At 35.9% G+C, this 15,170-nt stretch carries 13 protein-coding genes; 5 read left to right on the plus strand and 8 right to left on the minus strand.

The window, feature by feature from the left end; genetic code table 11:
• Positions 1-160 precede the first annotated feature (160 nt).
• Positions 161-910 carry a 4-hydroxy-tetrahydrodipicolinate reductase gene (locus ABTV69_RS14735; protein ID WP_433830009.1) on the plus strand — a complete coding sequence of 250 codons (750 nt, stop codon included), beginning with the start codon at positions 161-163 and terminating at the stop codon, positions 908-910.
• 491 nt (positions 911-1,401) lie between these two features.
• Here ABTV69_RS14735 and ABTV69_RS14740 read toward each other — a convergent pair whose 3' ends face one another.
• The 3 genes from ABTV69_RS14740 to ABTV69_RS14750 form a co-directional block, all read right to left on the minus strand.
• On the minus strand, positions 1,402-2,148 hold the full coding sequence (locus ABTV69_RS14740; protein WP_433830011.1) for a succinate dehydrogenase/fumarate reductase iron-sulfur subunit: 747 nt from the start codon (positions 2,146-2,148) through the stop codon (positions 1,402-1,404).
• A 485-nt stretch (positions 2,149-2,633) separates the two neighbouring features.
• Positions 2,634-4,541, minus strand: a complete 1,908-nt coding sequence (locus tag ABTV69_RS14745) for a fumarate reductase/succinate dehydrogenase flavoprotein subunit (RefSeq protein WP_433830013.1) — start codon at positions 4,539-4,541, stop codon at positions 2,634-2,636.
• A gap of 152 nt (positions 4,542-4,693) precedes the next feature.
• Entirely contained in the window at positions 4,694-5,077 is a 384-nt protein-coding gene (locus ABTV69_RS14750) for a winged helix-turn-helix transcriptional regulator (RefSeq protein ID WP_433830015.1), read from the minus strand.
• Positions 5,078-5,186: 109 nt separating this feature from the next.
• Here ABTV69_RS14750 and ABTV69_RS14755 point away from each other — a divergent pair, with 109 nt between their 5' ends.
• Positions 5,187-5,798: an FMN-dependent NADH-azoreductase gene (locus tag ABTV69_RS14755; protein ID WP_433830017.1), complete on the plus strand. Its 612-nt coding sequence runs from the start codon at positions 5,187-5,189 to the stop codon at positions 5,796-5,798.
• A 64-nt stretch (positions 5,799-5,862) separates the two neighbouring features.
• Here ABTV69_RS14755 and ABTV69_RS14760 read toward each other — a convergent pair whose 3' ends face one another.
• On the minus strand, positions 5,863-7,140 hold the full coding sequence (locus ABTV69_RS14760; protein WP_433830019.1) for an acetyl-CoA C-acetyltransferase: 1,278 nt from the start codon (positions 7,138-7,140) through the stop codon (positions 5,863-5,865).
• A 236-nt stretch (positions 7,141-7,376) separates the two neighbouring features.
• On the opposite strand from ABTV69_RS14760, the gene ABTV69_RS14765 reads away from it, so the two are divergent.
• Entirely contained in the window at positions 7,377-9,827 is a 2,451-nt protein-coding gene (locus ABTV69_RS14765) for a TonB-dependent siderophore receptor (protein ID WP_433830021.1), read from the plus strand.
• A 586-nt stretch (positions 9,828-10,413) separates the two neighbouring features.
• Here ABTV69_RS14765 and ABTV69_RS14770 read toward each other — a convergent pair.
• The 3 genes from ABTV69_RS14770 to ABTV69_RS14780 form a co-directional block, all read right to left on the minus strand.
• Positions 10,414-11,436 carry an LLM class flavin-dependent oxidoreductase gene (locus ABTV69_RS14770; protein ID WP_433830023.1) on the minus strand — a complete coding sequence of 341 codons (1,023 nt, stop codon included), beginning with the start codon at positions 11,434-11,436 and terminating at the stop codon, positions 10,414-10,416.
• Between the two features lie 124 nt (positions 11,437-11,560).
• Positions 11,561-11,968, minus strand: coding sequence for a DUF1634 domain-containing protein (locus ABTV69_RS14775; protein WP_433830025.1), 408 nt, complete (start codon positions 11,966-11,968; stop codon positions 11,561-11,563).
• Positions 11,955-12,791: a sulfite exporter TauE/SafE family protein gene (locus tag ABTV69_RS14780; protein WP_433830027.1), complete on the minus strand. Its 837-nt coding sequence runs from the start codon at positions 12,789-12,791 to the stop codon at positions 11,955-11,957. The genes ABTV69_RS14775 and ABTV69_RS14780 overlap by 14 nt, the downstream gene beginning before the upstream one ends.
• 224 nt (positions 12,792-13,015) lie before the next feature.
• Between ABTV69_RS14780 and ABTV69_RS14785 the strand changes: the two genes are divergently transcribed.
• Together ABTV69_RS14785 and ABTV69_RS14790 are read left to right on the plus strand one after the other, a co-directional pair.
• A complete protein-coding gene (locus ABTV69_RS14785) occupies positions 13,016-13,879 on the plus strand; it encodes a helix-turn-helix domain-containing protein (protein ID WP_433830029.1) in 864 nt (287 codons plus the stop codon).
• Between the two features lie 99 nt (positions 13,880-13,978).
• On the plus strand, positions 13,979-14,479 hold the full coding sequence (locus ABTV69_RS14790) for a hypothetical protein (RefSeq protein WP_433830031.1): 501 nt from the start codon (positions 13,979-13,981) through the stop codon (positions 14,477-14,479).
• Between the two features lie 254 nt (positions 14,480-14,733).
• On the opposite strand, the gene ABTV69_RS14795 is transcribed toward ABTV69_RS14790, so the two are convergent.
• Positions 14,734-15,168, minus strand: coding sequence for a DoxX family membrane protein (locus tag ABTV69_RS14795; RefSeq protein ID WP_433830033.1), 435 nt, complete (start codon positions 15,166-15,168; stop codon positions 14,734-14,736).
• Between the last annotated feature and the right edge of the window lie 2 nt (positions 15,169-15,170).

Below are 15,170 nucleotides of genomic sequence, written 5' to 3' on the forward strand. Positions count from 1 at the left end.
AATGAAGTTTTTGTTGGTTATTCTGTTATGATTTTTATATTTTTATGAACAGACGGTTCTAAAACGGTTTAAAAAAAATAAAATTAGGATTGATATTAACCACTTTACAATATCAATATTTTCAACCGGGCACGCTTCGCCCATAAAAAAATAAATGCTTATGAAAATAGGATTAATCGGATTCGGAAAAACTGGAAAATCAGTAGCTTCAATACTATTAGAAAATAAAAAATTCAGCCTTGAATGGGTTTTAAGACAAAGCAATGTTTTGGAACACAGATCGGTTCCTGAGTTTTTTGGAATCCAGTCAGATGAACCCGGATTAATCTATTCTAGTTCGCATACCTCCGTAGAAGAATTATTAGAAAAACATCCAGTAGATGCTATTATTGATTTTTCGTCTAATGAAGGAATTTATACTTATGGTGAAACAGCAGCTAAGTACAAAGTAAAAATCATTTCAGCAATTTCGCATTACAAAGAAAAAGAGCTGAATTTATTGAAAAAACTAGCTAATAAAACCACAGTATTTTGGTCGCCAAATATCACATTGGGAGTGAACTACTTATTGTTTGCTGCAAAGTTTTTGAAGAAAATTGCTCCTTGGGTTGATATCGAAGTGAATGAAGAACATTTTAAAGCCAAAGAAGGTACGTCTGGAACAGCAATAAAAATTGCAGAAACGCTAGATGTTGATCGAGAAAATATTAATGTTGTTAGAGCAGGGGGAATTGTCGGAAAACACGAAGTTATTTTTGGATTTCCTTTTCAAACTGTACGTTTAATACACGAATCGATTTCGAGAGAAGCCTTCGGAAATGGAGTTATTTTTGTGGCCGAAAATTTAAAAGAAAAAGAAAAAGGGCTTTATAATTTTGAGGATATTCTGACTCCTTATTTTACGGTTTGATTCTAAGATTCTAAGCGGCTAAGTTTCTGAGCTTCTAAGTTTTTTAGTTTGTTTTCCTGAGCGAAGTCGAAGGATATGAGTAAAGTAAATAAGCTCGCAAAGACGCTAAGGCGCAAAGTTTTTTTGTTTCACGCAGATTTTAAAAGATTAAAAAGTAGATGTAAAAATAAAATCTGCTAAATCTGGAAAATCTGCGAGAAAAAGAATAATACTTATTACTAAACTCGACAGGTTTTGAAAACCTATCGAGTTTTATTTTTTGCGAATAGAACAAGCTCCAGAGGAGCTAAATATTTATAGAAAATTTTCATCTCTATGATAAGAGTCTCAATGGGGCGAAATATTAGGTTAATGGATATATGTCGCTTCTCTGGAGCTCTATATTTTGGTTGGTTTATTTTCCTACACATATTTCGCTCCTCTGAAGCTTGCTTTAAAATTAAAAATTAAACCTGCTCCCGATAGCTATCGGGACTGCGAGAAACAAAAAATCATTTTCTAAGCAAAACAGCCTTACTATACTCATAATTCATTTTGGCAATTGAAAGCACAGAAATGCCTTGCGGACATTCAATTTCGCAAGCGCGTGTATCTGAGCAATTTCCAAAACCTTCTTGATCCATTTGTTTTACCATCGAGATGGCGCGTTTAGAAGCTTCAACTTTTCCTTGTGGCAACAAAGCCAAATGCGTTATTTTAGCACCAACAAACAAAGCAGCACTAGCGTTTTTGCACGAAGCGACACAAGCTCCACAGCCAATGCAAGCCGCAGCGTCAAAAGCAGCTTCGGCAGTTTCATACGAAATCGGAATACTATTCGCTTCTGGCGCTTGACCCGTAGAAGCTCCAATAAATCCACCTGAAGCGATGATAGAATCAAATGCTTTTCGGTCAATTTTTAAATCTCTTAAAACAGGAAAAGCCTTTGCGCGAAAAGGCTCAATATAAATAGTTTCGCCATCTTTAAAACTTCTCATATGAAGCTGGCAAGTTGTAGTATTTTTAAGAGGTCCGTGAGCACGTCCGTTTATCATCAGACCACATTGCCCGCAAATTCCCTCTCGGCAGTCATGATCAAATTCAATCACCCGCTCGCCTTGCTGTATAAGCGATTCATTCAAAAGATCTAACATTTCCAAAAACGACATATGTTCTGAAACTCCATCAATTTCATAATCTGTCATTTCTCCTTCTGCAGCAGAATTAAACTGTCGCCATATTTTAAGATAAAGTTTCATGGGTTTATGTTTTTTGTTTCAGGTTTTTTATGGTTTCAAGTTTCAAGTTTCAAGTTTCAAGTTTCAAGTTTCAAGTTTCAAGTTTCAAGTTTCAAGTTTCAAGTTTCAAGTTTCAAGTTTCAAGTTTCAAGTTTCAGGTTTCAAGTTTCAGGTTTCAAGTTTCAAGTTCCAAGTTTCAAGTTCCAAGTTTCAAGTTCCAAGTTTCAAGTTCCAAGTTTCAAGTTCCAAGTTTCAAGTTCCAAGTTTCAAGTTCCAAGTTTCAAGTTCCAAGTTCCAAGTTCCAAGTTCCAAGTTTCAGGTTCCAAGTTTCAGGTTCCAAGTTTCAAGTTCCAAGTTTCAAGTTCCAAGTTTCAAGTTCCAAGTTTCAAGTTCCAAGTTTCAAGTTTCAAGTTCCAAGTTTCAAGTTTAATCTTGCCTCTTGCTTCTTTCATCTTTTCACAAATCACAACTCACAACTCACAACTCACAACTCACAATTCATAATTCTATTTGTAACTCCTCACAGCAAGCTCAACCGCCTCAAAAGTCAAAGGCTCTTTATGAAGTTCTGGTTTGTTATTTAAACCTTTCCATTCCCAAGCTGAGACATAACAGAACTCTTTGTCGTTGCGAACCGCTTCGCCATCAGCAGTTTGATATTCTTCTCTAAAATGCGCACCGCAAGATTCTTCACGCTGTAGCGCATCGTAGCACATTAATTCTGCCAATTCGATATAATCGGCAATTCGCCCCGCTTTTTCAAGTTCGCTATTTAAAGTATTATCGCCTGTTATTCTAAGATCTTTTTCGAAAGAAGTTTTGAGTTCTCTAATTTCTACTAAGGCTTCTTCTAGTTTTTCTCTGCTTCGGGAAAGACCGCATTTTTCGTAAAGAAGTCGTCCGATTTTTTTATGGAAATAATCGGCAGAAAGCGTTCCGTTAGTATGCAGAAAACGATCCAACTGCCTTCTAACAGCTTTTTCAGCTTCTTCAAAAGCTGGATTCGAAACATCGGGTTTGGATAAATTTAATTCGCCAGCCAAATAATTTGGAATCGTGTAAGGCGCAATAAAATAGCCATCAACACAAGCTTGAAGCAGTGAGTTGGCGCCAAGTCGATTTGCGCCATGATCGGCAAAATTAGCTTCGCCTAAAGCAAATAAGCCTGGAATTGTAGTCATCAATTCATAATCGACCCAAAGTCCGCCCATGGTGAAGTGCGCAGAAGGCGAAATTAGCATAGGTTCTTTATACGCATTTATGCCTGTAATCTTTTCATACATAGCAAAAAGATTACTGTATTTGGCTTCGATTTTATCTTTTCCCTGCGTTTTTATAGCATCAGAAAAATCTAAATAAATGGCATTTTTCATCGGCCCGACGCCGTGACCAGCATCAATTCTTTCTTTTGCTGCTCGAGAAGAAATATCTCTCGGTGCCAAATTTCCAAAAGAAGGATATCGGCGTTCCAAATAATAATCGCGTTCTTCTTCGGGAATAGCATTTGCATTCCGATCGTCTGTTGCTTTTTTAGGAACCCAAATTCGTCCATCATTTCGAAGGGACTCCGACATTAAAGTCAGTTTTGATTGATTTTCGCCATGTTGCGGAAGAGAAGTAGGATGAAACTGAATCCAGCTTACGCCAGCCATATAAGCACCTTTTTTATGCGCTCTCCAAAGTGCAGAACTATTACAGCCCATTGCTAAAGTAGACAAATAATATACTTTTCCGTAGCCGCCAGAAGCCAAAACTACGGCATCGGCAGCGTGACGTTCTAAAATTCCTGTTTCGAGATTCCGTGCAATTATTCCTTTGGCTTTGCCATCAATGACCACAAGTTCGAGCATTTCGTGACGTGTATACAAATCTACTTTTCCTAAAGATGCTTGACGTTCTAAGGCTTGATAAGCGCCCAATAAAAGTTGTTGTCCTGTTTGGCCTCTAGCATAGAAAGTTCTAGAAACCTGAACGCCCCCAAAAGATCTATTGTTTAAGTAACCCGCATATTCTCTAGCAAAAGGAACACCTTGCGCCACCGCATGATCGATAAGATGGGCTGAACATTCGGCTAGACGATAAACATTAGCTTCTCGAGATCTAAAATCGCCTCCTTTTATTGTGTCGTAAAACATTCTGAAAGTGCTGTCGCCATCATTTTTGTAGTTTTTGGCAGCATTAACTCCGCCTTGAGCAGCAACGGAATGTGCACGTCGTGGAGAATCCTGAAAACAGAAAGACTTTATGTTATAGCCTTGCTCAGCGAGAGATGCTGCGCACGAAGCGCCTGCAAGACCTGTTCCGACCACTATAATATTCAGCTTTTTTCGGTTAGCAGGATTTACAAGCTTTGCTTTTGCTTTGTAGTTGTTCCATTTTTCAGCAAGAGGACCTTCGGGTATTTTTGACTCCATAATTTTAGTGGTTTAAAATAAAGTGCAACAAGATTTTAAAAAGAAACTAAAGGGTAAGGAAGTCCTAATTTACTATAAATAATTGATTTATAGTTTAAGAAAGTAAGTATTTTATATTGTTTTTTGCGCCGTAAATAGCGATCCGATTATTATTATCGATCTCCAATAATCTCTTTTCTGTGCAAAGTTCCCCAGTCTTTTAAGGCTATGATAACATTTTTAAGCGATTTGCTGTGTTCTGTTCTCGAATATTCTACAGTTGGTGGAAAAGTGTCGTAAACTGTTCTCGTAACCAATTTGTTGATTTCTAAATCTTTTAATTCTTTAGAAAGCATTTTATCAGTGATTCCATCAATAATTTTAGAAATTTCTTTGAACCGTTTAGGACTTTCATCTAATGCAATTAAAATCGGAAGTTTCCATCTACCGCTTAAGATTTCTAGCGCATCTCTTACAGGAAGCAACGCTGCCATGCACTCTGTTGGTTTACAATTTTTTTCTGCAATTTTGCTGATGATGTCTTTTGTTGTTTCCATATTTTTTGCTTTACTATCTTCGAGGATAGCGCTATCCTCAAGGATAGTACTATAAAAGAGATAGTAAATGTAAATAAGTTTGTATTGTAAAACAAATAACATCAAAATAATGAGTCAAAAAATTCTACAAATACAAACAAGTACTAATGGAGAAAATTCATTTAGTAACCAATTATCTAATGCTGTTATCGAAAAACTGAAAGCGGCAAATCCTAGCAGTACAGTACAAACACTAGATCTTTCTAAAACACCTTTGCCATATTTAACTGGTTCTCATATTAGTGCTGTTTATGCGCCTGCAGAAACACATTCTGAAGAACAAAAGTCAGCGCTTAAATATTCAGATGAAGCAATTGAAAGTTTATTGCAAGCAGATGTTATTGTAATTGGAGTTCCTTTGTACAATTTCGGAATTCCAGCGGTTTTAAAAGGATGGATCGATCAGGTTGCGAGAGCAGGGAAGACTTTCAGTTATGCTGACGGATCGCCAAAAGGACTAGTAAACGATAAAAAAGTGTATTTATCAATTGCCTCTGGAGCAATATTTTCTGAAGGTCCTTATAAAAGTTATGATTTCTCAGAATCGTATTTGCGCACCGTTTTCGCCTTTTTAGGAATGACAGACGTTACTACATTTAGAGTAGAAGGAACAGCAATTCCTGATTTTGCTGAAAATGCTTTGCCAAAAGCTTTGTCTTCTGTTGAAGAGTTTGCTTTTTAATTAAAAAAATCTGCCAAATCTGCGAGAGTAATTTTTTTACGCAGATTTGGCAGATTTTAAAATATTATTTTTCGATTATCATAGTTACTCCTTGTCCGCCCGCGGCACAAATCGAAATTAATCCTTTTCCTGAGCCTTTTTCGTTCAATAATTTAGCCATTACACCAATAAGTCTTCCGCCAGTTGCAGCAAACGGGTGAGCGGCTGCTAAACTGCTTCCTTTTACGTTCAGTTTATTTCTATCTATTGCTCCCAAAGGTTTCTTTAAACCAATTTCAGCGCTTAATTCAGGGCTTTCCCAGATTTTTAAAGTAGCTAAAGTTTGTGCCGCAAAAGCTTCATGAATTTCGTAATAATCGAAATCTTGCAAGTTTAATTCTACTTTTTCTAACATTCTCGAAGCTGCAAATAAAGGAGCCAATAAAAGATTCTGCTGATTTTTAACGTATTCAATCGCTGCTATTTCTGCGGAAGTAATGTAAGCCAAAATAGGAAGTCCTTGCTCTTTTGCCCATTCTTCGCTAGCTAAAAGAACACAAGATGCACCGTCAGTTAACGGAGTTGAATTTCCTGCCGTCAATGTTCCGTTTACTTTATCAAAAGCGGGTTTTAATTTGGCTAATTTCTCAATTGTACTGTCTCTTCTTAGATTATTATCTTTTTCTAATCCGTTGAAAGGTGTAATCATATCATCAAAGAAACCTTCGTCATACGCTTTTGCCATATTCAAATGACTTCTTAAAGCAAATTCATCTTGTTCTTCGCGAGATATTTTATAATATTTTGCTGTGATTTCGGTATGTCCGCCCATAGAAAGTCCTGTTTGCGATTCTTCATTTCTAGGAACAAGAGGAGACAAATCACTTGGACGAAGCTTTAGAAAAGTTTTGATTTTTGAACCCAATGATTTGGCTTGTCTTGCTTCTAAAAGAATTTTTCTCAGTTTTTCACTAACGGCAATCGGCATATCGCTGATAGAATCTACACCTCCGGCAATTCCAGAATCGATTTGCCCGAGTGCAATTTTATTCGCTATATAAATAGCACTTTCAATTCCCGTATCACACGCTTGCTGTAAATCACATGCAGGAGTGGCAGGATCAAGGCTGGTTTGCATCACGCATTCGCGAATTAAATTGTTGTCATAAGTATGTTTAATAACAGCACCTCCCGCAACTTCACCCAATAATTTTCCTTTCAGATTGTATTTATCAATAAGACCGCTGAGTGCTGCAACCATCATTTGTTTGTTTCCGACATTAGAATAGGCGGTATTGGCTCTCGCAAAAGGAATTCTGTTATAGCCTACTATGGCAACTTTTCTTATTGTATTTGATTTCATATCAGGAAGTTATTTGTTTTTGAATAGTGAAACTTAGAAGTATAAAGATAGAAATAGATTTTGGTTCTAAACTTAATGCACATTAATATTATCAGGAAATAGCTTAAGATAGCAGTTGTTAGATTTATTTCTACTGATCTGCTATAATTTGTTGTATTTATTTAGAATGGATAAAAATAATTTGGAAAAGTTAAGATTAGCACATACTTTTGTCGCTCAATTTAAAATCAAAACCAATGAAAATAATTATTAATGCCAAAGTTTATCTTTTCGCGCTGTTTTTGTGCTCCTTAAATATGATGGCGCAACAGCTAGGAACTGTAAACGGAAAAGTTTCTTTGAGTGGCAATAAACCAGCAGAAAATATTGCTGTAGCTTTAAAAGGAACAAAATATTCAGATATTACAACTGTTTCAGGACATTATGAAATTAAAAATGTGAAACCAGGAACGTACACTATCGTATTAAATGGAGTAGGAATTCAGCCTGTTGAGGATAAAATTGTGGTGAATTCAAAACAAGTAACAACTAAGAATTTTACTCTTTCTGAAAGTCAAGAAGATCTTGATGAAGTGGTTATTACAAAAAATAAATACAAGCAAGACAAGCCTTCATTGTCATTACGTCTTCAAACACCAGTTTTAGAAATTCCTCAGAATATTCAAATCGTAAGCGGACAAACTTTAAAAGATCAACAGATTACGAGTATGAGCGACGGAGTAATTCGTAACGTGAGTGGTGCTGTCCGTTTGGAGCACTGGGGAGATTTATATACGAATATTACAATGAGAGGTTCTCAAATTCAGGCTTTTAGAAATGGTTTTAACGTAGTTTCTTCTTTTTGGGGACCATTGACAGAAGATATGAGTTTTGTAGATCATATCGAGTTTGTAAAAGGGCCAGCAGGATTTATGCTTTCTAGCGGTGATCCAAGCGGATTGTATAATGTGGTGACTAAAAAGCCAACAGGAGTTACAAAAGGTGAGGTGAGTGTTCTTGGCGGAAGCTACGATTTTTACAGAGTAAGCGTTGACCTTGATGGGAAATTAGATAAAAAAGGAAAATTGCTTTATAGATTTAACGGAGCTGCACAAAACAAAGGATCGCACCGTCCGTTTGAGCATAATAACCGTTATGTAATTGCTCCTGTACTTTCGTATCAAATTGATGATAGAACAAAAATTACTGCTGAGTATAATTTCCAATATGCAAATATGACTGAAGTAGGTTCATATTATGTTTTTGGCCCTCAAGCGGGTGGTTATGCAACTTTACCTGTCGGTTTTACAATGACACAGCCAGGTTTGCCTGATACTAATATTCAGGATCATAGCGGATATCTTCAGTTCGAACACAAGTTTGACGAAAACTGGAAACTTACTGCACAAACTTCTTATTTTAAATACATTCAGCAAGGATATAGTTCTTGGCCAGGAGTTGTTGGTCCAGGACCCGCTGATAGAGATTTTGATGGTGTTCCTGAAGGTAATCTTGCTAATGGTGACATTATTAGAAATGTTGGTATTTGGGATGCCGAAAGCAATATGTATTTAGGTCAAATATTTGTAAATGGAAAATTCAACACAGGAAATGTTTCACACAAAATATTAGGAGGAGTAGATTTAGGAAGTAAAGATTATATGGCAGACTGGGGACAATCACATGATTTAGATACAGTTGATAATCCGTTTAATGTTTACAATCCAAATTATGGAGCGCCTTCAAATGGTTTCCCGCAATTTGATCATACAACGCCTTTGAGCCAAAGAGCAGCCGCTGCAGGAGGTTTAATGAGTACTGAATACGCTGCAGGATATGTTCAGGATGAAATTGGTTTCTTCGAAAATAAAGTAAGATTAACGCTTGCAGGAAGATATACATGGATTAGCCAAGCAAGCTGGGGCGGAGCGCCGATTTCTGACAGCCATATTACACCTCGCGCAGGTTTAAGCGTTTCTATTGACGAAAATACTTCTGTTTACGGATTATACGATCAAGCATTTATTCCGCAATCTGGTATCATTAAAAACGGAGATAAAGTAAAGCCACTTACAGGAAACAATACTGAAATTGGTATTAAAAGAGATTGGTTTGATGGTTCTTGGAGCACAACCTTATCTGCTTATAGTATCTTAAAAAAGAACGAATTAACATCTGATCCTGCAAATACTCCTGGACAACAATTTAGTGTAGTACTTGGAGAAAAAAGAGCGCAAGGTTTTGAATTTGACCTTAGAGGAAAAATCTTCGATGGTCTTAATTTAATTGCCAATTATGCTTTTACAGAATCTATTGTAAATGAAGTTGATCCTGCGGTTTCTGCAGCAACAGGAATTAAAGTAGGAGACATTGTTCCAGGTTATGCAAAACACACAGCAAATGCTTGGTTAAATTACACGCTTCAACATGGAAAATTAAAAGGTTTTGGCGCTTCTATCGGTGGAACTTTCCTTGATGGACGCCAAACAGATACTTGGAGTGCAGGTTTAGAAAGATTACCTTCTTACTTTAAATTAGATGGAGGTCTATCTTATGAAACAGGTAAAATTAAAGTTACAGCCAACGTATTCAATATCCTAGATAAATATCTATATAGCGGTTCATACTACAGCTGGTTAAATGCTTATTACTGGCAAACTGAAGCGCCAAGAAATTTTAGAGTTGGTGTTACTTATAAATTTCTCTAAGGGACAAAGGTTCAAAGATGCAGAGCCACAAAGGCTTTATGAATTGCCTCCAGTTTTAACTGGAGGTTTTTCAATTAAGATTTAAAAAAGGCTTTAGCCAAACTCATCGATAAGTTTGGCTAAAGCCTTTTATTTTCTATTATATTTTCATCCAGCTAAAGCTGGACGCAATTCAATTATTTTTGAGGTTCTAAGAGGCTGAGATTCTATGGGGCTAAGGTTTTTACTAACAAAGTTTTATGAATTGCCTCCAGTTTTAACTGGAGGTTTTTCAATTAAGATTTAAAAAAAGGCTTTAGCCAAACTCATCGATAAGTTTGGCTAAAGCCTTTTATTTTCTATTACATTTTCATCTAGCTAAAGCTGGACGCAATTCAATTATTTTTGAGGTTCTAAGAGGCTAATATTCTAAGGGCTAAGGTTTTTAGTGACAAAGTAACAAAGTTTTATGAATTGCCTCCATTTTTAAATGGAGGTTATTCAATTAAGATTTAAAAAAGGCTTTAGCCAAACTTATCAGTAGTTTTGCTAGAGCCTTTTATGAGTAAAAAAAATCCTTTTTAATCCTTTCAATCTGTGGCAAAAATTATCCTTTCTTAATCAACGGAATTAATTTTGTACCAATCAATTCTATTGCATTCATTAATTGTTTGTGTGTCAATCCAGCGTTATCCATTTGGAAAGTAAATCGATCGACTCCGCCCAGTGCTTCGCTGTGACGAAGGATTTTCTCTGCCGCTCTTTCTGGACTTCCGACAATTAAAACACCTAAATCATCAATTAAACCGTCAAATTTGCCTTTGGTTACTGGAGGCCAACCTCTTTCATAACCTAATTTAGTCCATAATTCGGCATAACCAGGATAATAATCTGCAACGGCACTTTCTGTTGTTTCGCCAACATATCCAGGTGAATGCAAACCGACTTTTAGCTCTTCTGGTTTGTAACCTGCTGCTTTTCCAGCTTCACGATATAAATCGACTAAAGGTTTAAAACGATGTGTTTGCCCGCCAATAACGGCAACCATTAACGGAAGGCCAAGCGAACCTGCCCTTATAAAAGATTCTGGTGTTCCGCCAACGCCAAGCCAGATCGGCATTTTTTCTTGTAAAGCTCTCGGATAAACAGGCTGATTGTTTAATGCAGGACGAAATTTTCCTTCCCAAGTTATGAATTCGTTGTCGCGAATCTGCAAAAGCAAATCTAGTTTTTCAGCAAAAAGCTTATCATAATCATTCAAATTAAATCCGAAAAGGGGATAAGCTTCAATAGCAGAACCGCGACCAGCGACGATTTCTGCTCTTCCTTTTGAAATCAAATCTAAAGTCGCAAAACTCTGGTACACACGCACAGGATCTGCCGCACTCAAAACCGAAACGGCACTTGCTAAACGTATATTTTTGGTTCTCGCCGCGGCCGCACTTAAAATAACAGCCGTAGCAGAATCTAAAAATTCTTTCTTGTGATGTTCTCCAATTCCGAACACATCAAGACCAACTTGATCTGCAAATTCAATTCTCTGCAAAAGTTGCTCCATAGCATCAACACTACTTAAAGTGTTGTTATCGCCATACATTGCCGAAGCAAAACTGTCTATTCCTATTTCCATAAAATGTCAAATTTCAATAACAATAACAATAACAATCCCAAATTCCAAATTCCAAATCCCAAAATCTAAAATCTACAATCTAAAATCTACAATCTAAAATCTACAATCTAAAATCTACAATTATCTAGTGTGAGAATCCAAACGAAATACTGATAATGATAATCATGATTACAATTAAAGTAATGCCGACGTACAAATAATCTTTCTCTAATAAAAATGAGAATAGCGAAAGCAAAACACGTAAAACTGGGGTTAGAAACAATAATATAATACCTGTAAATATTAATGATTCTCCGTTTCCTTGGATTGCTCCGTTGTAAATTGCAGCAATTACTTCAAATATATTTCGATCGTTTTCTTTAAAAACAGAATAATCTTCAATCTGATTACCGTTATGAATCAAATATACGATTCCGCCAATAAAAGCAACTGATAACGAAATCCAAACGCCATAACGAAGTAAGTTTCCGATGATAGTTTGAAAATCTTTTTCTCCAAATTTTTCTTCTTGTACCATATTAGATTTTTCCATTTAGTCCGTTATAAATCATGTTTATTGCCAAAACAAAGATCAAGCAGGCAAAAAATATTCTCAATTTCTTCGGATTTGTTCGTACTAAGATTTTAGCTCCAGCCATTGCCCCAAACAAAACGCCAATTACAACTGGCATACAAATTCCAGGTTCGATGTATCCTTTTTGAATATAGATTACAGAACTTGCCATTGCCGTAACTCCCATCATGAAATTACTTGTTGTTGTAGATACTTTAAACGGAACACGCATAATGTTGTCCATTGCAATAACTTTAAAAGCGCCAGAACCAATTCCGAGAAGACCAGACATCATTCCCGCAACGCCCATCATGCTGAAACCTCCAATGACGTTTTTGGTTCCGTATTTCACGACTTCGCCATCATGTGTTGGATAAGTTCCGTCTAATTTCAGTTTTTTCGCCAACGGACTAGATTCTAAAACGATATGTTCTTCTTTCTTTCGAAGCGAATTAATAGCAGAGAAAATCAAGGTTAAACCGAATAAAACCGCGATAAAAGAAGTAGGAGCGATAGTAGAAAGTAAAGCACCGCAAACTGCTCCTATAGTGGTAGCAATTTCGAGAAAAATCCCCATTCGCATATTCGTAATTCCTTCTTTTACATAAGCAGCGGCAGATCCAGAAGAGGTGGCGATTACAGAGACTAAAGCAGCTCCTATAGCGTAATGAATATCGACACCGAGAAGAATAGTAAGAAGCGGAATAATAATGATGCCGCCTCCTAAGCCTGATAATGAACCAATAAAGCCTGCTAAAAAGGCACCGAGAATCATGATCAGCGTAAAGGTAAGTATTGTCATTTAAGATATGTTTTTGTAATTGCTAATTTACGAATACAAATTTGTTCGCGGAAAAATTAGGGGCTTAATAATACCTTAAAAATTTTTGCAGCGGTCTGTATTTAGATTTTTAGTGTTCAAAATTTTGACAAAGTCTCTTGATTTCAAGTACCGAGAGCGATACTTAGCTTGAGCACTTAACACTAAAAAAAACTATATTTGAAAATACAATTAACAAAATAATATTGAAGAATAAAATCCTCACATATTCCTTAACATATCACAAGAGTTTGTTTTCTCACGCAGATCTGAAAGAGTATTTTTATATTCAGACTAGTGAGCATCCTTACATAAGTGAGCCGTATCGCGCAGAAAGTTATGCCATTGAGTTTCTTAGAAAAGGAAGTATTATAATGCATACGGGACTCGAGTCAAAAGTGGTTCATGCGCCAGCTCTTATTACTTTAGGACCTTCGGTAATAAGAAGTTTTTCTAAAAATGAAGACGAAATTTTAATCGATATTATATTCTTTAAACCGCAATTTTTCTTAGAAAACCAAGCCAATGTATTTTTTCTAAAGCAATATGATTTTTTTGAAAATAGCGAAAGCAATTGCTCTCCACTCACAAAAACAGAGGAAAGTAAGTTTGAACGTATTTTTAGTTTAATAAAAGAAGTTTCCGAAGATCAATCGAAGCATCAAGCTTCTATTTTGAGAAGTTACCTTTATATTTTAATCTACGAAATTGATACGATTCAAAAAGAAAAAGGTGCTTCAGAAACGCAAAACCCCTTGTTTGAAAAGTTTAAAGAATTGCTTTTTAAAGATTTTTTGAATTTTAGAACTGTACAGCATTATGCTGATAAATTAAATGTAAGCCGAAAATACTTGTCGGAAGTTATTAAAAAGAACAGCGGAAAAACAGCGAGCGATTGGATTAGCGAAATGGTCATTTTAGAAGCCAAAGTATTATTGCAGAATAAAGAGATGTCGATCAATCAGATAAGCGATTTACTTCATTTTTCTGATCAATCTGTTTTTGGACGCTTTTTTAAAAACTATGAAGGAATTTCGCCTTTAGAATATCGAAAAAAACAAATCGATTAAAATGATTCAACCGACTTTTTGCACAAAATAGAAGCCGTATAGCTCTTTTTTTAGACTAACATTCGACGCAATTTTGCTTTTTATTTTTAAAGAAAAGAAATGAGTAAAGTTGCAAAATTTGTGGTCATCATTAACGATAATGTCTTTTGGATGGAAGACAAAGCCGTTCAGTTTTATACCAATTTATTTAAGGAAAAAGAGATAGGAGAAAAATATGCCGAAGAACATCTTTCTCAAAAAGAGCTGTTCCGAATTCAAAATGATTTTTCGATCGAAATCTTGATGGCTTATCTTGGAGAAAGTCCGCAATCGTATTTAAAATTAGATTCGTCGAGAATTCTAAATGAAAATTTAGGAGCGTCAAAAGCAATTAATCTGAGTGAGATTATTTATTTTGATGAAGAAGATTTGAAAGCGCTTATTAAACGTGCTGAAGTAATTGCTTCTCAACGTAAACATGATCTGATTTGGGTGAAAGCTTTTGCTTTAGATACTGCTTTAATCGCTATTTTGCGATCATTAAATTATGAAGAATTTGATTGGCAACAAAGCAAAGAAGATCAATTTCCAAAGCGAATTTATTTTAGAAAAACAATCTAAACTAACTTTGTCAAAGTTTCAAACTTTGACAAAGTTGCAAATGCTACATCCAGCTATGTGTAGAAACTAGTTTTTTTTGTATTCTTTTAATTTTTAGAAATCTATGTTTCTATGTGTTTAAAATTTTCTCCCGCAGATTTAGCAGATTTTAACAGATTTATTTATAAATCTGCTTGATCTGCTAAATCTGCGAGAAACAAAAAAATCACGTGAAATAACTTTGACAAAGTTTACGATAATCGTTAACCAAAAAACTAGATGCGATTGTCTACAGCATAAGAGGTTTTTCCGATATTGGCAAGCAGTAAAGCCGCAGCACAACTTGTCCAAACCGAATAGTCAAGAGGTGCTTTTACAGAAATCGAAACTGACATGGCAAAGGCAAAAAAGAACATTAAAAATGCAGTTCCTAAAGCGGCAAGTCGGGTTTTGAAACCAAATAACAATAGCAGACTCAGTACAACTTCAAAGAAAGTGGCAATTCCGGCAAGAACTTCTGCTGTAGCTCTGTTAGCAAATGAATTTAAAGATTGGGTGTAGATTACGAAGTTTTCCCAATTTCCCCAAGCAACTGCATGAGATCCCGGTGCTCCCCAAACTCCAAATCGGTCTGCTACGGCCGAAAGCATTGTGATTCCTAAAACTATTCTTAAAATTAAACCTGCTTCTAGTATTGTGATGTTTTTCATTC

The organism is Flavobacterium anhuiense (assembly GCF_050990855.1).
In the GTDB taxonomy this organism is placed as follows: domain Bacteria; phylum Bacteroidota; class Bacteroidia; order Flavobacteriales; family Flavobacteriaceae; genus Flavobacterium; species Flavobacterium anhuiense_C.

Excerpts from the sequence above, each read along its gene's own strand:
- ABTV69_RS14795 (WP_433830033.1), bottom strand. The coding sequence starts at position 15,168 with ATGAAAAACATCACAATACTAGAAGCAGGTTTAATTTTAAGAATAGTT.
- ABTV69_RS14740 (WP_433830011.1), bottom strand. The coding sequence starts at position 2,148 with ATGAAACTTTATCTTAAAATATGGCGACAGTTTAATTCTGCTGCAGAA.
- ABTV69_RS14790 (WP_433830031.1), top strand. The coding sequence starts at position 13,979 with ATGAGTAAAGTTGCAAAATTTGTGGTCATCATTAACGATAATGTCTTT.
- ABTV69_RS14780 (WP_433830027.1), bottom strand. The coding sequence starts at position 12,791 with ATGACAATACTTACCTTTACGCTGATCATGATTCTCGGTGCCTTTTTA.
- ABTV69_RS14735 (WP_433830009.1), top strand. The coding sequence starts at position 161 with ATGAAAATAGGATTAATCGGATTCGGAAAAACTGGAAAATCAGTAGCT.
- ABTV69_RS14760 (WP_433830019.1), bottom strand. The coding sequence starts at position 7,140 with ATGAAATCAAATACAATAAGAAAAGTTGCCATAGTAGGCTATAACAGA.
- ABTV69_RS14750 (WP_433830015.1), bottom strand. The coding sequence starts at position 5,077 with ATGGAAACAACAAAAGACATCATCAGCAAAATTGCAGAAAAAAATTGT.
- ABTV69_RS14745 (WP_433830013.1), bottom strand. The coding sequence starts at position 4,541 with ATGGAGTCAAAAATACCCGAAGGTCCTCTTGCTGAAAAATGGAACAAC.
- ABTV69_RS14770 (WP_433830023.1), bottom strand. The coding sequence starts at position 11,436 with ATGGAAATAGGAATAGACAGTTTTGCTTCGGCAATGTATGGCGATAAC.
- ABTV69_RS14765 (WP_433830021.1), top strand. The coding sequence starts at position 7,377 with ATGAAAATAATTATTAATGCCAAAGTTTATCTTTTCGCGCTGTTTTTG.
- ABTV69_RS14775 (WP_433830025.1), bottom strand. The coding sequence starts at position 11,968 with ATGGAAAAATCTAATATGGTACAAGAAGAAAAATTTGGAGAAAAAGAT.
- ABTV69_RS14755 (WP_433830017.1), top strand. The coding sequence starts at position 5,187 with ATGAGTCAAAAAATTCTACAAATACAAACAAGTACTAATGGAGAAAAT.